This window comes from Mucilaginibacter calamicampi (genome assembly GCF_042676765.1).
Lineage (GTDB): Bacteria > Bacteroidota > Bacteroidia > Sphingobacteriales > Sphingobacteriaceae > Mucilaginibacter > Mucilaginibacter calamicampi.
On the sequence record NZ_JBHTHU010000006.1, the window covers coordinates 284,012 to 301,557 of the forward strand.

Here is a 17,546-nt window from a genome sequence, read left to right on the forward strand (position 1 = left end):
GGCGTTCGTATTCAAACAAAAGCCGTTAATTTTATAAAATGCTTAATACCATTCCAGAAGCTATTGAAGCTATAAAAGCCGGTAAAACCATTATTGTGGTTGATGATGAGGATAGGGAAAATGAAGGTGACTTTTTAACTGCCGCACGTAACGCCACTCCGGAGACTGTAAATTTTATGATCCGCTATGGCCGGGGCCTGGTTTGCGCGCCCATAACGCAGCAACGTGCCACCGAACTGGAATTGGAACCCATGGTAAGCCACAATACAACTTCGCACGAAACCAATTTTACCGTATCAGTTGATTTGCTGGAAGGCTGTACTACAGGTATATCTGCCTCTGACAGGTCAAAGACGATAATTGCTTTGATTGATGCTGACACAAAACCTGCCGATTTAGGAAGACCCGGGCATATTTTTCCGCTGATAGCAAAAAACGGGGGGGTACTGCGTCGCTCCGGCCATACCGAAGCAGCGGTAGACCTGGCTGTTATGGCTGGCTTTGAGCCTGCCGGGGTTATATGCGAGATAATGAGCGAAAGCGGCGACATGGCCCGGCTGCCCGAATTGAAGGAAATGGCTAAAGAGCTTGACCTGAAGATAATTTCTATTAAAGACCTGATTGCTTATCGCCTGGATACAGAAACGCTGATTAAAAAGGAGGTATCTGTTAAGTTGCCAACCCAATGGGGCGAATTTGAAATGACGGCTTACACACAGGTTAATACAGGCGATAATCACATTGCTTTAACAAAGGGAACCTGGGAGCCTGGTGAACCTATTTTGGTACGTGTGCATAGCTCATGTGTTACAGGCGATATCTTTGGATCATGCCGCTGCGATTGCGGGCCGCAATTGCATGCCGCTATGGAGATGATAGATAAAGAAGGTAAAGGCGCAATTGTTTACATGAACCAGGAAGGGCGCGGTATTGGGCTGGTAAATAAATTGAAAGCCTATAATTTGCAGGAAAACGGTTTTGACACCGTGGAAGCCAATATAAAGCTGGGTTTTAAAATGGACCAGCGCGATTACGGGGTTGGTGCACAAATACTACGCAGCCTGGGTATATCAAAAATGAGGCTGATGAGTAATAACCCTAAAAAACGGGCCGGACTTATTGGTTACGGACTTGAGGTGGTTGAGAATGTACCCATTGAAATAGCTCCAAATCCGCATAACGAAGCTTATTTACGCACTAAACGTGATAAAATGGATCACGCTATTTTACGCAATCACTAATCTTCTTCTTCTTTCGGTTTAACATACGGCCCGCCTGATGGAGGGTCGGGTGTAGGCAGCGTTCCGGGTGTTGGCACTATGGGTACGCTCTGGTCAAGCGGAATTAACCTGCGGTTGCGGCGGCGGTTACCGCTTCTGAACATGTTTCTAAAAAAAGCACCAAAGTTGTCAAAATCCTGCTGATACACTAAACCTATGCCGTTAACATATTGTACGGTTAGCTGATCGGCAGCGTTTATGGTGTTAGTATTAAGCACACGGTAGGAATAGCGGGCCGTTAAGTTACCATCTGGCCGAATACGGTATAGCGCTTCAAAATCCTTCGTCAACTTATTAAAATCAGAACTAAGCAGGCTATTGTTGTTTAACGAGGTGTTGTTACCGCTATTATTGAATAAGCTTCCGTTAAATATCAACCGCTCATTCATAAATTTAAGAGATGCACTTGCGTCGCTTGGCGACTTTATGTTAAGGTCAAACCCTTTAATATTTGATTGTGATATCAGATTGTTCAGCTTATTAAACGCAAACTCGGTTAGCGCGCTGTAAGCGGTATTAACAACCTGGTTGCCAAAGTCGCTACCGGTACCCGGCGCAAAAACGCGCCGAACTATTACGCTAAGGGCCTGCTGGCTGCGGTTATTGTTGTCGGCCAAATAGGTGGCTACATCTTCCTTTATTTGCGGATCTGTAGGGAAATTAAAATCAAAATCAATATTTGGTTTTAACAGTGATTTTGTGATGATCAAATTTGCCTGTACCAATACCTGCTGATTCCCCCTTGGCGATTGTAAACCCGCGGCAGTATATAACGGCGAGACTGGTGTTCGCACTTCGTACACGGCTTTTAAATTAATTTCGGCGTTGGCCGGATTGCCGGTCCAGCGTATGTTACCGCCCTGGTTAACCACAAAGTTTTTGCTGATAAAGTTTTTTGCCGTGAACTCAAATTTACCAGATGTGATGTTAAAATCGCCGAACATTTCAAAATCGCCCAGGCTATTTATTTTAAGCGTAAGGTTACGCGCTGTTCCGTTACCCTGCAGTACACCGTAATCCGTTGTAATTACAACGGTGCTTTTCTCGTCAACGTTTAACACCATGTTTAGCGTAACACCGTTAAAGCTTTTCTTTTTATCAACTTCAACAGCGGTTGTATCCTTATGGCTAACAAACTTTATAAAATCGTACTCGCTTACGGTAGAGGACGCGTTTAACGGGAGGTTAAATACCGTACCGGCTTGTGTGGTAGCATTTATATCAATGCTCATATTGTCCACCGGACCCTTAAAGCTGAAATCGCCTGTTGCAAAGGCTTTACCAAAGTATATATGATTGTCTTTGAACGCGGTGTTAAGCGCCATTAAGTTTCTTGCTTCCAGGTTAACATCAATTATAGGATTGCCTGGATCTGCAAGGCTAACGCTGCCTGTTGCAACACCTGTGCCCCCAATTGTATCTTTCAAAGTCAGTTTTTGGATCTCTATAACGCTGTTTTTTACAGTTACCTTATCATTTAAAATAAATGGTGTTTTAAGGTAATTGACTGTTAAACCCATATCGTTAAATTCAACATCGCCATTAAGCTGTGGCTTTTTGGGCGTTCCGGTAAGTTTAAGATTGGTAGAAAGCGAACCTTTTATGTTTGATACCAGATCCTTTATAAAAGGTTCAAAAATGATGGCCTTTGTTTTGTCCATCTTTACATCAAAATCAAACTCATCGTCTTCGCCGGCCTTTATAAAATAGGTGCCGTCTACATCAAAAGTTTTTAAACCGTTTGATGTTATTTCCATATTAACGGCCGCCTTTTGCTTCTCGTTATCCAGATTGGATACGATTGATACGTCGCCTATCTGTGTGTTGTTCATTTTAAGCGAGTCGATCTTTAATTTAGCGTCTATACCCGGCGATTTAAGGATAGAAGATAGCTCTACATTGCCGTTGAGCAAGCCATGTAGTTCGATGTCTGACGTCCGGGTAAGCTGACTAAAAGTACCCATGCTAAATTGCTCAAATACAACATTCAGCTTATCCTTTGTAGACGGAGAAATTAATCCATCCACCTTTACTTTTTGTTGCCCGTTAGATAACTCGAAACCCGACACCTGCGCTTTACCATCCAGAAAACGTACCCTAACCGCTTCCTCAACGTGCCATTTTTGGTTCTCCAATATGACATCCGATGGGAGTATCTCTAATTTAGCTAAGGTATCGCGGCCAAAAGCCACGCGGCCATAAAGGTCCAACTGGTTGGTGGCGTTTTTGTCTGCAAGTTTTATGTTAAACTTTAAACTGTCATTATTCAGAAAATTGGTTACGTCCACATCTTTCAGGTAAAGCTTATCAGTAAGGTCTATTCGGCTCATGGATATGTTCAAACTCATAAATTGATCCAGCGTGGATTCATCCAGAATGAAGTCGTGAAAAACCATGTCGCCATACTTAATGGTTTTAATAAAACCATTAATAGTAGCTGTTTTGTCCTCAGAATTAAATTTACCTAAAAACGTTCCCCGCTCGGGTATTTTCAAATCCGGCAGGAATATAGCTGTAAGCGGATCAAGGTTTTTGATGGAAAGATTAAACTCAAAGTTTTGCGGCTTAGGCTCAACAATTGTGGTTTGTAGCGATGGAATGTATTTTTTTACAATGGTTTTAAAATAGGATGGAAGCGTGGCCAGATCGTAATTTCCTTTTATACTGCCGTCTAACGCGTCAGACCGGAAATTAATTGAGCGCACGTCACCGGTGCCCACAGCCGCAATGTATATAGAATCAAGTAGGTAATTATTGCGCGGATCAACAATCCGGATAGGCGAAAACAAGGCTTCGCCCTGCATATTTTTCAGGTTGTTACCGGTTATTTTTGTTTTTATTTGAGCGCTTATTGTAATGGTGTCACCCATCAATTTGAGCTTGTTTAAATGAGCATCGGTTATCAGTGCCGAGAAATCATACTCAGGCAAAGCAGATTTTAGGTTTACGCTCCCATCTGCATCCAATTTTACATTAGTGTCGTTTATAGTGAGCTTGCCGCTAATTTTTTGGTCAATAAAACTGCCGTTTACGGCAACGTTATGATAGTCATATCCTTTAAAGTTGATATGCGCGATTTTTGCGGTTACTTTTTCATTAAGTGTTTCCAACTTATCACCACTTCCCTGAACGTTCGCGTTAAATGTAGCGCGTCCCAGGTCTGCCTGGTCTAATAAAGTGCCCAGGTCAAAATCGTAAGCATTTATTTTTCCGCTGTAACTTGGATTACCATTTTTATCAATTTTGAGGTTGATATCCGGGTCAAACCTTCCCAGTTTAGTTTTAAAGCTACCGTAAGCAACAAAGTTATTTTGCAGCCCGGTAAATCTGCCTTTGAAATTGATGTTGCCAAATTTTGCCAGAATATCCGGCGCTTTAGTTTTATTGTTGCCGGTAAAACCTGCAATAACCTGGTCAAGGTCTTTTTTATTGGTAGCTATCTGATCAAAATCAAGCTCCATAAAAGTTTTATCAAAGTCGGGTAAGCCCTTTAGGCTAAAATCGCCTTTAATGTAAGTGGCCTGGCCTGTAGTAACCAACAGTTTCTTTGCGCGCAGATCATTCATTTTGCCCTGGATGTGGCCATCAACGCCTAATTCAAACTTCATTTTTTCCAGATCGGCAAAGTAGGCGATATCCTTCGATGATATATGCGACGATTTAAAGCGGCCTTCCATGCGCACCTTGTTCTCAAAGTCTTTCATATCATCAAACGTTTTAAAACGCATGCGCAGATAGTCTTTGATAGTAGAGTTAGGTGTTTTAAGCAACATATGGTCTACCAGTATCTGGTTAGAATCAACCGTGGCGTCGGTAGTGAAGTTTTTTATGCTGAAGCCACTCTTTTCTTTAAGGGTAAGGTTACGTACCTGGGCTTTGAACAAGTGGTTGTAAACATCCATATTATTTACAACCGTACTAAAATTGAGTACGTCAATATCGTCAAAGTTCATCCCCCTGGCGGCTTCCTTTTTCAGGGTATTTTTGTATCTGAAACGGAAGTTATTGACAGCTATTTTCTGGAAGATCAGCGTCCAGGGTTTGCTTTTAGTGACCGGGGTAGTTTTGGTAGTATCTTTTGAGGCGAGGCTATCAACAATAAACTTGAAGTTGGTTTTATTGCCTGCAAGATTTTTTAGATAAAAAGAACCATTATCTAATTGGATAAGCTTAAGGTCTATTTTCTTGTTTTGTATGCTTGAGAAAACCGAGAATCCGTTAAGCTCTACTGTAAGTTTGGGCGTGCGGATAAGGGTGTCTTTTTGCTTATCCAGCACATAAAAATCTTCCAGCACAACAGATGTAAAAGGTTTTATATAAATACTCTTTATATCAACCGTAGTACCCAGCTTTTTTGAAAGATAGTGAGTAACCTTTTTAGCTGCCCAGGTTTGCACAGGCTGATACTGAAATACCAATAGCAAAATGCTCAGCATTAAAAACAGGAGCAGAACAATGCCGAGGGCTATTTTGAGTACTTTTTTAATAACTTTGCAGTTTAAACAATGAGCGAATGAGTGATTTAGTGAATGTTAAACAGTATTTAATGAATATAGTTTAACCAGATTCGCAATCACTAAATCACTAATTCAATCCTTCAAAAATAAATAAGTGCCTGTAATATTAGCCATAGAGTCTTCTTGCGATGATACCTCGGCAGCCGTATGTGTTGACGGTGCTGTGTTGAGCAATGTAATTGCCAACCAGGCCATACACGAAGCTTACGGAGGTGTTGTCCCAGAGCTTGCCTCAAGGGTTCATCAGCAAAACATAGTTCCGGCTGTACAACAAGCGTTATTAAACGCAAAAGTAAACAAAAATGATATTGATGCTGTAGCTTTTACACGCGGGCCGGGTTTATTAGGGTCTTTATTGGTTGGCGTGTCATTCGCCAAGGCTTTCGCGCTGGCAAATAACCTCCCGCTTATTGAAATTAACCACATGCAGGCGCATGTTCTGGCCCATTTTATTGCCGATAAAAAGCCGTCATTCCCTTTTTTGTGCCTTACTGTATCAGGGGGGCATACGCAAATAGTTTTGGTAAAAGACTATTTTAATATGGAAGTAATTGGCCAAACGCTTGATGACGCGGCAGGCGAGGCCATGGATAAAACCAGTAAAATTTTGGGCCTGCCATATCCCGGCGGACCATTGATTGATAAATACGCGCGTTTAGGTAATGCAGACAGGTTTAAGTTCCCCGAACCGCAGATACCAGGTTTTGATTACAGTTTTAGCGGCTTAAAAACATCCATACTTTATTTTATCCGCGATAATGTTGCCGCTAACCCCAATTTTATACAGGATAATTTAAATGATATTTGCGCATCTGTTGAAAAGCGCATTGTAACCATACTGCTTAATAAGTTTGAAAAGGCAGCGCGGCAATATGGCATAAAGGACGTAGCTTTGGCGGGTGGTGTATCGGCTAATACCGGTTTGCGGCTTGGGCTGCAGCAATTGGCAGAAAAGAATGGATGGAACTATTTTATACCTGCTATGCAGTATTGTACTGACAATGCCGGTATGATAGCCATAGCAGGGTACCATAAATATTTAAAAGGAGACTTTGCCGGGCAGGATATAGCGCCGCTGGCGAGGATGCCTCTTTAGCTTAATGAGTGATTGAGTGAGTTTTGAATGAGTGAATGTTCATTTCAATCGCAATAATAATTTAATCACTAATTCACTCAATTACTAATTCACTCAATCTAATGTCCGCTCCATCATTAATCTTCTACGGAATATTTGTAATCCCGCTTATCGTGTTTTTGATATGGCTTTTAAAGCAGGATAAACGCAAAGGCTGGATAGGCCTAATTGCACTTGCAGTTACCGTTATAGGCGCACTTTTGTGGATGGCTAAGAACGGTTTATTTGCATAGGTTTTATTAAGTGTATAAGCAGCGCATAAAGCCTTTTATTCGGTTTTATTCCACTGCCAGCCGGGCTGCCCGGAAAAACGGCGATCCGAAAATTTAATGGCTAAAACTTTGCCCTGCACGTCGTGAATGATATCTGCAACAACAAGCGTGTTTTCCAGGTAGAACTTATTTTTAGCGTAAGGCATTAATTGTAAGGGCTGCGCGCCTTGCGGTTCATAATAAAGTTTACCGTTCCTCAAATTAAACTGTTTTTTATTTCCGGTGTCATCTGCATATGTACCGGCAAAGGCTTGCAAAGCTTGTTCTGATAATTGCATGCTTTGCGCCGGGTAAGGTTGCGCCAGGGCAATTGCGGCCAGTTCCTGCGCTGTCGCGTCGGCATAGCTGCGCTGGTTCAGAAAAACACCTACATAAATATGCTCGTCTATTAAATACAAAGATTCTGTACTGAAGCCAACTATCAAGCCGCCATGCTCAGCAATTGGATGTCCCTGCACATCACCACCAGCATCCCAGCCATACCCGTATTTAGAAAATTGGCCATCCGCCAGTTTATAAGGTTTCCATGCTTTTGCCAGCGTTTCTTTTTTTATCACACGGCCATTAGCTAATGCCTCGTACCAGGCCATAATGTCTTTGGTGTTACTAATAAGACCACCCGCACCACCTGCATTCCCCTCATAAAGTTCGCCTTTAGAAAAATGGCCATCCGCTCTTTTTATGTATCCTGAGATCCGGCCCGGAACGGCTACATCGCCAGCCATTGCATAGGTATGTTTTAAACCCAGCGGATCAATGATGTATTTTACTAAATTAACGGCCATAGACTCGCCGGTAATCCTCTCTATAATATAGCCGAGTATTTCAAATTCAATGTTAGCGTAAAATGTTTTTGTACCTGGCTGAAATGCCAGCGGACGGATCATTGCAGTGTCTATTCTTGCGGCAAGCGGCAGCCCGCCCTTTCCCCGCAGATCCGAAATTCCCGAACTATGGGTCAGCAGGTTTTCAATTGTTATGTTTTGCCATATCAACGGACAATGATCAATATCTTTGCTCAGATGATCTGTTACAGAGAGTTTACCTTGCTCCGCTAATTGCAGTATACGTACCGCGGTAAACTGTTTAGTTTGCGAACCGATGTTGAAAAGCATATCAGCTTGCATTTTAACATGCTCTTCTACATCGCTCATACCAAAAGCCCTTTGATATAAAATACTTCCGTTTTGAGCAATTAGTACAACGCCTCCCGGCTCGTCGGCTTTATAGCGTGTGTCAATTAAGTCATCAAATGCAGCTTTCATATTAGCGGTAAGTTGCTGCGCTTTAGTGGTGTTAGCAAACAGCAGGGCTAATAATAGGAAGATGTATCTTAGTTTCATGTTAAGGTTTTAGTGGACGTACTAAACTGTCTTTTAAGATTTTTACCGGTTTTAAGCTTTTTACGGGCTTGCCCGCGCCATTTTTTAATAATTTTACTGGTTTCAGGTTTTTTGAAAATCTGAAAGACGTATCGCCGGGATAGCCAATCCGCTTTGAGTTTTTTAAACTCAGGCTGAAACTATCCTTCATAACTTTAACGGGTTTTAAGCTTTTAAACGTCCGGCCTAAACTGTCTTTAAAGACTTTAGCGGGTTTTAAGCTTTTAAATGTCAGACCCAGACTATCTTTGAGACCTTTAACAGGCTTTAAGCTTTTGAATGTCCAGCCTAAACTGTCTTTAAAGACTTTAACGGGCTTTAAACTTTTAAACGTCCGCCCCAAACTGTCTTTGAAAACTTTAACAGGTTTTATGCTTTTAAATGTAAACGTTCGGCCTAAACTGTCTTTGAAGACTTTAACAGGCTTTAAGCTTTTGAAAAGTCCGATCGATGTGTCGGTTGAATACCTATTAAGTCTTGGATTTTTATTATTTACAGCCGCGTCATACCACTCAGCCATTGTGGGTAACTGATTTTTGTTTGTAATACTTTTTACTGTCTTGTTAATCTTGTGCTTTTTTTTGTTAACGGTAGTGTCCTTAACCGCAGGTGCTATAACTGACAATACGGGACCCCCTTTAATAGGTTTATTGTGTTTGTTAACCAATGGCTCGGTCTGTGCCAGGTTGGCCTGCCTGCTTTGATAAACGGCTAGCGTAGTTGCGGCACCACCGCATGTTGCAATGCTTATCCATAACCACAGCATTTTTTTTGATAGCAGCCACCCTTTGCCAAAAAGTACAACTGATAACAGGCCTATCGGCATCGCCAATTGAAGGGCTTGTTCCATTTTTTTCCAGTCGGCAACGCTATTGCCGTTTACCGGTAACTCATCAAACTTGTTAAGTAAGTGCGGTCTTAGCAACATTTGTTCTTTCATGATCCCTACTATTTTTTATTAGCTCTTGACGTAAAGTTTTTTTGGCGGATGAGAGATGCCAGCGCGAGGTGCTTTCGGTTATGTTCAGCATAGCCGCTATCTCGGCATGGTCAAAGCCATCCACTTCATATAAATTAAATACAGCCTGACTGGCGGGCGGTAACTCCCGTATGTAACGCAGCAGATCTGCTGCATATAAATTATTCAGGGCATCCGGCGAAATGGGCATCACATTATCAGTTTCTGTAATGTCATCATGATATTGAAAGCGCATTTCGCTACGCTGCAGATCAATACAGCAGCGTATCATAATAGCCGCTACCCAATTCTCTAAATTTCCCTTCTCGTTATGGTAGGTTTTAATATTGGTAAATACTTTCAGAAAGCCGGCGTTAAGCGCTTCCGGAACCAGGTCATCTACCCGCAGATAACGCATACAAAGTCGCCACATACGCTGATAAAACAGCAGGTACAATTGTTGCTGCGCTTTACGTTTATTAGCTACACAGCCGGCAATAACTACTGAAAGTTCTTTATCGTTCATAAAACCCTTAAGTAATTACAAATACGTGGCGGTAATTTAAAACGCTGGGTAGAAAAGTAAATTTTTATTTGAAGTTAGTCTGAACTAAGATTTTTAAGATCTAAGGATGATTGGATTTTTGTTTTATCCATTCGTTTTTATCAAAAATATGGGTATTAATCGTTTATGTTCTTAATTACTTTCAAGGTAATCCTTAAATCCTACAAATCCTGGTTCAGACGGCTAAACGTATACCCTTCCTTACTCCACACCTCCATTGCTCTTGGCAATACATACTCCAACCTGTCAAAAGCTTTCAGGCTGTCATGAAAAACAATAATAGAACCCGGGCGGGTATGCTTCAAAACGTTTTGCAGGCATTTTGCAGGACTAAGGTTTACATCAAAGTCGCCGCTTAATACATCCCACATAATGATTTGCAGGTTAGGACTGCGTTTTTTTAAAAGTTTTATCTGCGAGCGTTTAATACGGCCATAAGGCGGCCTGAATAGTTGGGTGTGCAGTAATTCGTCGGCTTTTAAAAAATTGCTAACATAAACCTCATCTTTTGTATCCCAGCCTTTTAGATGGTTAAAAGTGTGGTTTCCAATAGCGTGCCCTGCCGCTTTTACCTTTTCAAAAATATCCGTATGTTTATTGGCGTTATCGCCAATACAAAAAAAAGTGGCCTTTGCCTTATATTGTTCTAAAATATTTAAAACAAATGGTGTAACAATTGGTATGGGGCCATCGTCAAAGGTGAGATAAATGGTACGGTTGCGTTTGTCGTTATCCCAAATTAGTTGGGGATAAATTTTTTTAAGCAACCATGGTGTTTTAACCAGATACATATTCAAAACAAGAGAGTTATGTACAAAAGATAGCAGACGAAAAGCGTTTACGGCCCAAATCTAATTATCTAAGGTATAACATCTCAATTATTTGTACATAATAACCCATATGAAGCAAAATACATCAGTATTAAAACGGGCGGGCTTAATAGTTACGTTGTTACTGGCCGCAAGTTTTACTGTTAAAGCGCAGGAGAGAATAACATTGCAGGCGGCCGTTGACCGTATGTTGGCTAACAACCTAAACATAAAACAAGCCCTGGTTAGCGAGGCTTTAAGCGATGCTGATCTGCAGCAATCAAAATACAACCAGTTGCCAAGCTTAAGCGCTTTTACATCAACAGGCTATAATTTTGGGCGTAGCTTAATTACCGGTACCTCCGATTATTTATCCTCAACATCCCAAAGTGTAAATACTAACGCGCAAATGTCGCTTACCCTGTTTCAGGGTGGCCAGTTGCGTAACCAGATCATTCAAAACAGGTTAACTGTTGATGTTAATAAAAGTAACACGTCTAAAATTAAAAATGATCTGATATTAAACGTGGTAACCACTTACCTGCAGATATTAATAAACCAAGACCTGGTAACAGCCGCTACACAGCAATTAGATATTGGCAACCAAACTTTGCAGCGCTCACAAATTAGCTTTGATGCAGGCCGGCAAACACTGGCAGATCTGTCTCAAGCAAAAGCGCAGGTAGCAACTGCCAACTATAATTTAATTAATGCTCAAAATCAGCTTAATATTTCTGTTTTGGTATTGAAACAGTATATGGAAATGAACCCTAATACTGCTATCACTGTTGAAAAACCAGACATTAGCCGCTTAACAAATGTGCAAACCGTTTTTGATGCCAACCAGGTGGTAATGCGTGCATTAGATATTAACCCTGATATTAAACTTGCCGAGGCGCGTGAGAAAACGTTTGCACAATCAATTAAAATAGCCCAGGGAACTTTTTATCCAACCTTAAGCTTATCAGGTGGCGTTGGTTCAACTTATAACAACAGGTTTAAAAGATTTTTAAATAACACAGCGGTTGATTATCAATTTTTTGATCAGATAAGAGACAACTTCAACCAATCAATCAGCCTAAGTTTAAATATACCCATATTTAACCGTTTTAACGCGCATACTAACGTTAAGAAAGCCAAGTTAAATTTTCAGAATGCTCAGTTAAATACCCAATTGGCTAAAAATAATCTTAGCAAAATAATTATACAGGCGGTGCTTGACTTGAACGCTGCCGATAAGCAATTTCAATCTGCAACGCAAACATTTCAAGCTAATCGCGATGCGTTGAACGTTACACAGCAACGCTATGATGTAGGCTTGGTTAACTCTCTAGATTATAATACAGCAGTAACCAACTACAACAAATCGCAAAATGATATGATACAGGCGCAATACTCTGTTATATTCAGAAGCAAAATAATTGACTATTACTTAGGAAACACCATAACTCTTTAAAATAAAAAATCCTGCACATCATGGGAAAAACTACAAAATATATTCTGATAGGTTTAGGCATCGTAGTGGTGCTGCTTGTTGTTGGTAAAGCGACGGGCGTAATAGGAAAAGAACCAAAAACCAAAGTCGCTACAGAAAAAGCCGCTAACCGCGAGATCAACGAGACCGTATCAGCAAGTGGCAAAATAATGCCGCACGTTGAAGTAAAAATTAGCCCGGAAGTTTCTGGTGAGGTAGTTGAACTGCCTATTAAAGAAGGCGACGTAGTTAAAAAGGGCCAGTTATTGATCCGTATTCGTCCGGACATTTTGCAATCAGGTTATAACAGGGCAGTTGCATCGTTAAACTCACAAAAAGCAAACGTGGCAAACTCCAGCCAGCAACAAAAGCAGGCCGAAGCAACTTACAACAACCAGGCTGCAAATTATAAACGCAGCAAGGAGCTTTTTGAAAAGAAAGTACTTACCGCTGCCGAGTTTGATCAGGCTAAAGCTACTTATGAAAGCGCGGTTGCCGGTTTAGAAGCCGCTAAGCAGTCTGTTATTGCAACGCGCTTCGGTATGGAGCAATCTGCCGCAAGTGTTAAAGAAGCAAGCGACAACCTTTTAAAAACAACTATTTACTCTCCTGTTGACGGGGTGGTTTCAAAACTTTCAGTTGAAATAGGCGAACGCGTTTTGGGTACTGCACAATTTGCCGGTACCGAAATAATGACCATATCCAACCTTAACGAGATGGATGTGAATGTGGATGTAAACGAAAATGATATTAACCGTATAACTTTAGGCGATACTTCTATTATACAGGTTGACGCGTTTTCTGGCAAAAAATTTAAAGGCACAGTTTCAGAGATCGGTAGTTCTGCAAATGTGGTAGGTACCACTGCCGATCAGGTTACTAACTTTACTGTTAAAGTACGGATAGATCCTAAATCGTACACAGATATGTTGAATGCAAAGGCTGATAACCCGTCGCCTTTCCGCCCGGGACTTACCGCTACTGTTGATATTCAAACTAACCATACCAAGGCACTATCTGTACCGATACAAGCCGTAACCACCCGCGACGACAAAAAGGACGAGGCCGGCCCTAAAAAGGATGATAACGCTGAAGAAAAAACTACGGCCAGTGCTGCTCCTGCAAAAGAGTATGTATTTATTTACGAGGCTCCGGGCAAGGTAAAACAGGTGCTGGTAACTACCGGTATACAGGACGATACCTATGTGCAGATATTGTCAGGCCTTAAAGAGGGCGACGAGGTGGTTTCGGCCCCGTATCCGGCCATTTCAAAAACGTTGAAAGACGGAGCGTTGGTTGAGAAAGTTGACAAGAGTAAGCTATTTACCAAAGAGGGTAAAGAATAACGTAAACTAATAATATTATAACCAAGGCCGATCCGAAAGGGTTGGCCTTTTTTGTTGCTGAATATCGGACACTGATATTGAATAATTTTAAAATCGTGTTTCACGTCATCATTTGATGTTTATGAATTCGGTGTTCGATATTTAAATATTTCGTGATTGTGGTATAACCGAAAACAAGAAGAGCTCCTGATGGGCAGGAGCTCTTTCTAAACCAATTATAAACCAATTATATGAAGAGAATTTTTAATCTTATTTTAATTAAATAACATTATACAAACGCTGTACCAAAAATAAAATTGTGTATTTATTACACGTTATTAAAATGTTACATGTGCTAAAAAATGTACATATAAAAAGCGCCTCAGGACCTCCTGAAGCGCTTTTTATACTTAAAGAAATAAAGTATTAAATTGTGTGCAGTGCGTTGCCTGTATAGTACAATATAATGATAGCTATCCCCGCTGCAATACGATACCAGCCAAATAGTTTAAATCCCTTCCGCTCTAAAAATGTGATAAATGATTTTATGGCTAGCAATGCTACTATAAACGCTATCAGGCTGCCTATCAGCAGAAACTTAATGTCCTGATACATATCAGCCTGGGCAATGTTACCATGTTTATAAAAATCATACAGATCTTTTACCGTAGCGCCAAACATTGTCGGCACTGCTAAAAAGAAGGAAAACTCGGCAGCGGCCGTCCTGCTTAATTTTTGCGACATCCCACCTATAATTGATGATGCCGAACGCGACACACCAGGTATCATAGCCAGGCATTGAAAGAAACCAATTTTAAGTGCGGTAAGGTAGCTAATGTCTTCCTCATCTTTAACAGTTGGGTTCTTAAACCAGTCATCAACAAAAAGTAACACAACACCACCGGCAACCAGTGCTATACCAACTACCAGGGGGTTTTCAAGCAGTTCGTTTATCTTGCTTTTAAACAGCAAACCAAATATTACAGCCGGAATAACACCTACTACCAGTTTAATGTAGAAATTAAAAGAGCGGAAAAAGCGTTTAAAATAAAGTACCACTACTGATAGTATGGCACCTAACTGAATAACTATCTCAAACAGTTTAACAAATTCATCTTTACCTATGCCCATCAATGCACTTGCTACTACCATGTGCCCGGTTGATGATACCGGCAAAAATTCTGTAAGGCCCTCAATAATGGCCAATACAATAACATGAAATATATTCATTTTGAGATAATGTTAGATTGAGATACTGTTATTGCTTACCCTATTAAGAATCAGATTTTTTCAGGATAGCATAAAATCCTATGCCGAAACCGGCTAAAACCACCACAGGGGCTACAACTATTTTGGTACTGCTATAAATATCTGTAGTACCCGCCATCAGGAAAAAACCTAAGGTAACCACAGCTATGCTGATAACGAACCAAAGGTAATTGGTTTTACCGAAAATAAATTTAACAGGGTTGCCCGCATTATCAGCCTGTGTTTTTTGTGCACTCTTCGCCATTTATTTAATTATTGAATTATTGATTGAGTGAATTATTGATTATGAAAACTAAGTCTTTCACTCCTGTTTTTTTATTTAAAGGGTTGTTTGTAAGTAACCTTTTACCTATCTGTATAGATCGTATATTTTTAAACGTAGAAACTTATTTACTGCCAGATAAGTGCTTAATGCTGATATAAATACCCCTAAACCCAGCACTACCAAAAACACAACGCCAAATTCCAGGTTGTTTTGCAATATCACCAGATCGGGTATCTGCAGGTTAGCCAGATACAGGGTGCCTATTAATATAATTACAGCTATCAAGCCACCTAATATGCCGTGCCATATACCATAAAGTATAAATGGCTTGCGGATAAAATTTTTAGTAGCACCAACCAACTGCATTGATTTAATTAAAAACCTTTGCGAATAAATAGCCAACCTGATGGTGTTGTTGATAAGCGCTACCGATACCACAACAAAAATACTTGCAAAAGCCAGTATAACCAGGCTTATAGCAGTCAGGTTTTGGTTCATTTGATCAACCAGCGATTGTTGGTATTTCACCTCTTTTACAAAAGGGTTTTTTGCCAGCTGAGTTTTTAACTTTGCTATTTGCTGGTTGTTGGCATAGTCTGCGTTAAGATAAACATCTAATGATTGCGATAGCGGATTGTAGCCTAAAAATTTAACAAAATCCTCGCCCAAGTCTTTTTGAAGATTGCGTGCAGCCAGTTCTTTACTTACGTAAATAGCTTGTTTTACCGCCGGGTTGGCATCCAGCTGGGTTTGCAATTGCCTTACGTCTGCCTCGTGCGCGGCCTCGTCAACATAAATATTAAGTACGATATTCTCTTTTACATAACGCGAAAGGTTATTGGCATGCACCAATATTAACCCTAATAAACCTACCATAAGCAGTACCATTGATATGCCAAAAACGGTTGAAATATAAATGGTTTTGGTTTTCTTAGCCGATTCGCTTACTTCAAATTCTTCCATACTTGCGTGTTTGTTGTGCTAAATTAAGAATACGCGCTTAAAGGTAAAACTTTATAAGTTAATTAAACAGATAAGGCCTGTATATTAACATTATTTAACGCAGTTAAACAATACTAAAGGCCTGGTGTTTATTTTAAGGTGAAGCGGTAAGTAATTACTCAGTCACTAATTCACTCAATCACTAATTCAAATAATTGATATGACCAAGCCCGCTAATTCAACAGACAAACCATCACCAGCAGATACGCCTACAGACAGGCCGCATGACGAGGGGCAGAAAAGTAAAGTAAAGAAAGAGGATAAAGTTTACAACGCCGACGAACCGCATGGTGGCGACGTTGCCCAAAAACGAGAAAAGGAGGAGCAACCAGTGCATTCGGTTAACTCCTCCCAAAAATAATCAGTTAAATTAGTATAAAGAACGATTTATAAGAGACTGGGATTTAATGATTCTACTTAAGTTTTAAAGCAATCTTTCCGTCTTCTATTCCTTCGATGTTCTTGTCGCTAAAAATATCTTTGCTGGTTTCGCCCATTAATTTCAACAGGTTATCAGTTGATTCTTTGTGCATAACTTCAATAGTTGATGCAGTTGAGTTAAACTTCATTTTGGTTTCGGTTACAGTACCGCAAGCCTGAATAGCTTCGTTGAATTTTTTAAGCGTTGCATAATCAATTCCGGTAACAGTTACAGTGGTAACTTTAATACCTGCAGGCAATGCTGTTGCAGCATTAGCTACTGCTGTATTGGCCAATTGTGTAGCCGCTGCTGCTGCTGCCGCCGCTGCCGCTTCAGCTTCTTTTTTCTTTTTGCCGCCAAATAAGCCTTTCAGTTGGTTAACAGCACCGGCCGCTTGTCCAACAGCGCCTGCAGCGTTGCCTACACTACCTGCGGCACCTGATACGCCGCTGGCAGCGCCATTTGCAGCATTAGTACCTGAAGCGATTGCGCCTAAAAGGCCTTGCGCCATTAATGATGAGCAGCTTAGCATTATTGCAGCTGCGATTAAAGTAATACGTGTTTTCATGATTCCCTTGGTTTTTTACGTTATTATTAGTTTTAATTGTTGATGCTAATAACTCTGCAACTTTTAAAGGCCCCTAACCGCACTAATTCTTCAAATCAAAAATAACAGAGATGTTTTTTGAATGATGCCTCAATTTTTCCCGGCGATCAGACAATTCAAAACTACCGCGGTAACAAAGAGTAATCAATAACGCATTTGTAGTATTCTGATGTGGGGGTGTCTTGAAAAAGAAAAGCCCTTCTCTTTTTCAAGAAGGGCTCATTTTTAGTTTTCATAAATTTTTGTCATTTCGACGGAGCAAAGG

At 40.6% G+C, this 17,546-nt stretch carries 15 protein-coding genes; 6 read left to right on the top strand and 9 right to left on the bottom strand.

Annotated elements, in window-relative coordinates:
- Window positions 1-38: 38 nt before the first annotated feature.
- Complete coding sequence (locus tag ACFQZS_RS10815; RefSeq protein ID WP_377100073.1) at window positions 39-1,241, top strand: bifunctional 3,4-dihydroxy-2-butanone-4-phosphate synthase/GTP cyclohydrolase II; 1,203 nt, start codon at window positions 39-41, stop codon at window positions 1,239-1,241.
- Here the strand turns inward: ACFQZS_RS10815 and ACFQZS_RS10820 are convergent.
- Window positions 1,238-5,716, bottom strand: coding sequence for a translocation/assembly module TamB domain-containing protein (locus ACFQZS_RS10820; protein ID WP_377100075.1), 4,479 nt, complete (start codon window positions 5,714-5,716; stop codon window positions 1,238-1,240). The two genes, ACFQZS_RS10815 and ACFQZS_RS10820, sit on opposite strands and share 4 nt — an antisense overlap.
- A gap of 175 nt (window positions 5,717-5,891) precedes the next feature.
- Between ACFQZS_RS10820 and tsaD the strand changes: the two genes are divergently transcribed.
- Both tsaD and ACFQZS_RS10830 read left to right on the top strand, forming a co-directional pair.
- On the top strand, window positions 5,892-6,893 hold the full coding sequence (tsaD, locus tag ACFQZS_RS10825) for a tRNA (adenosine(37)-N6)-threonylcarbamoyltransferase complex transferase subunit TsaD (RefSeq protein WP_377100077.1): 1,002 nt from the start codon (window positions 5,892-5,894) through the stop codon (window positions 6,891-6,893).
- A 101-nt stretch (window positions 6,894-6,994) separates the two neighbouring features.
- The gene (locus ACFQZS_RS10830) at window positions 6,995-7,165 is read left to right on the top strand and encodes a hypothetical protein (RefSeq protein WP_377100078.1); all 171 of its coding nucleotides are present in this window, start codon (window positions 6,995-6,997) and stop codon (window positions 7,163-7,165) included.
- A 35-nt stretch (window positions 7,166-7,200) separates the two neighbouring features.
- On the opposite strand, the gene ACFQZS_RS10835 is transcribed toward ACFQZS_RS10830, so the two are convergent.
- From ACFQZS_RS10835 to ACFQZS_RS10850, 4 genes are all read right to left on the bottom strand, one after another.
- Window positions 7,201-8,547: a serine hydrolase domain-containing protein gene (locus ACFQZS_RS10835; RefSeq protein WP_377100080.1), complete on the bottom strand. Its 1,347-nt coding sequence runs from the start codon at window positions 8,545-8,547 to the stop codon at window positions 7,201-7,203.
- Window position 8,548: 1 nt separating this feature from the next.
- Entirely contained in the window at window positions 8,549-9,526 is a 978-nt protein-coding gene (locus tag ACFQZS_RS10840; protein WP_377100082.1) for a hypothetical protein, read from the bottom strand.
- Window positions 9,489-10,070, bottom strand: a complete 582-nt coding sequence (locus tag ACFQZS_RS10845; protein ID WP_377100084.1) for an RNA polymerase sigma factor — start codon at window positions 10,068-10,070, stop codon at window positions 9,489-9,491. Before ACFQZS_RS10845 ends, ACFQZS_RS10840 begins: the two co-directional genes overlap by 38 nt.
- A 200-nt stretch (window positions 10,071-10,270) precedes the next feature.
- On the bottom strand, window positions 10,271-10,900 hold the full coding sequence (locus ACFQZS_RS10850) for a polysaccharide deacetylase family protein (protein ID WP_377100567.1): 630 nt from the start codon (window positions 10,898-10,900) through the stop codon (window positions 10,271-10,273).
- Between the two features lie 109 nt (window positions 10,901-11,009).
- Here ACFQZS_RS10850 and ACFQZS_RS10855 point away from each other — a divergent pair, with 109 nt between their 5' ends.
- Both ACFQZS_RS10855 and ACFQZS_RS10860 read left to right on the top strand, forming a co-directional pair.
- Entirely contained in the window at window positions 11,010-12,374 is a 1,365-nt protein-coding gene (locus ACFQZS_RS10855) for a TolC family protein (protein WP_377100086.1), read from the top strand.
- 20 nt (window positions 12,375-12,394) lie between these two features.
- On the top strand, window positions 12,395-13,738 hold the full coding sequence (locus tag ACFQZS_RS10860) for an efflux RND transporter periplasmic adaptor subunit (protein ID WP_377100088.1): 1,344 nt from the start codon (window positions 12,395-12,397) through the stop codon (window positions 13,736-13,738).
- Between the two features lie 405 nt (window positions 13,739-14,143).
- On the opposite strand, the gene ACFQZS_RS10865 is transcribed toward ACFQZS_RS10860, so the two are convergent.
- The 3 genes from ACFQZS_RS10865 to ACFQZS_RS10875 form a co-directional block, all read right to left on the bottom strand.
- Entirely contained in the window at window positions 14,144-14,947 is an 804-nt protein-coding gene (locus ACFQZS_RS10865; protein WP_377100090.1) for an undecaprenyl-diphosphate phosphatase, read from the bottom strand.
- Window positions 14,948-14,990: 43 nt separating this feature from the next.
- Window positions 14,991-15,230, bottom strand: coding sequence for a DUF3098 domain-containing protein (locus tag ACFQZS_RS10870; RefSeq protein WP_377100091.1), 240 nt, complete (start codon window positions 15,228-15,230; stop codon window positions 14,991-14,993).
- A gap of 105 nt (window positions 15,231-15,335) precedes the next feature.
- On the bottom strand, window positions 15,336-16,214 hold the full coding sequence (locus ACFQZS_RS10875; protein ID WP_377100093.1) for a cell division protein FtsX: 879 nt from the start codon (window positions 16,212-16,214) through the stop codon (window positions 15,336-15,338).
- Between the two features lie 199 nt (window positions 16,215-16,413).
- Between ACFQZS_RS10875 and ACFQZS_RS10880 the strand changes: the two genes are divergently transcribed.
- Window positions 16,414-16,614 carry a hypothetical protein gene (locus tag ACFQZS_RS10880; protein WP_377100095.1) on the top strand — a complete coding sequence of 67 codons (201 nt, stop codon included), beginning with the start codon at window positions 16,414-16,416 and terminating at the stop codon, window positions 16,612-16,614.
- Between the two features lie 52 nt (window positions 16,615-16,666).
- Here the strand turns inward: ACFQZS_RS10880 and ACFQZS_RS10885 are convergent, their stop codons facing one another.
- A complete protein-coding gene (locus ACFQZS_RS10885) occupies window positions 16,667-17,242 on the bottom strand; it encodes a hypothetical protein (protein WP_377100097.1) in 576 nt (191 codons plus the stop codon).
- Window positions 17,243-17,546: the final 304 nt, after the last annotated feature.

Excerpts from the sequence above, each read along its gene's own strand:
- ACFQZS_RS10880 (WP_377100095.1), top strand. The coding sequence starts at position 16,414 with ATGACCAAGCCCGCTAATTCAACAGACAAACCATCACCAGCAGATACG.
- ACFQZS_RS10875 (WP_377100093.1), bottom strand. The coding sequence starts at position 16,214 with ATGGAAGAATTTGAAGTAAGCGAATCGGCTAAGAAAACCAAAACCATT.
- ACFQZS_RS10845 (WP_377100084.1), bottom strand. The coding sequence starts at position 10,070 with ATGAACGATAAAGAACTTTCAGTAGTTATTGCCGGCTGTGTAGCTAAT.
- ACFQZS_RS10855 (WP_377100086.1), top strand. The coding sequence starts at position 11,010 with ATGAAGCAAAATACATCAGTATTAAAACGGGCGGGCTTAATAGTTACG.
- ACFQZS_RS10860 (WP_377100088.1), top strand. The coding sequence starts at position 12,395 with ATGGGAAAAACTACAAAATATATTCTGATAGGTTTAGGCATCGTAGTG.
- ACFQZS_RS10865 (WP_377100090.1), bottom strand. The coding sequence starts at position 14,947 with ATGAATATATTTCATGTTATTGTATTGGCCATTATTGAGGGCCTTACA.
- ACFQZS_RS10835 (WP_377100080.1), bottom strand. The coding sequence starts at position 8,547 with ATGAAACTAAGATACATCTTCCTATTATTAGCCCTGCTGTTTGCTAAC.
- ACFQZS_RS10820 (WP_377100075.1), bottom strand. The coding sequence starts at position 5,716 with ATGCTGAGCATTTTGCTATTGGTATTTCAGTATCAGCCTGTGCAAACC.
- ACFQZS_RS10870 (WP_377100091.1), bottom strand. The coding sequence starts at position 15,230 with ATGGCGAAGAGTGCACAAAAAACACAGGCTGATAATGCGGGCAACCCT.
- ACFQZS_RS10840 (WP_377100082.1), bottom strand. The coding sequence starts at position 9,526 with ATGAAAGAACAAATGTTGCTAAGACCGCACTTACTTAACAAGTTTGAT.
- ACFQZS_RS10815 (WP_377100073.1), top strand. The coding sequence starts at position 39 with ATGCTTAATACCATTCCAGAAGCTATTGAAGCTATAAAAGCCGGTAAA.
- ACFQZS_RS10830 (WP_377100078.1), top strand. The coding sequence starts at position 6,995 with ATGTCCGCTCCATCATTAATCTTCTACGGAATATTTGTAATCCCGCTT.
- ACFQZS_RS10850 (WP_377100567.1), bottom strand. The coding sequence starts at position 10,900 with ATGTATCTGGTTAAAACACCATGGTTGCTTAAAAAAATTTATCCCCAA.
- ACFQZS_RS10885 (WP_377100097.1), bottom strand. The coding sequence starts at position 17,242 with ATGAAAACACGTATTACTTTAATCGCAGCTGCAATAATGCTAAGCTGC.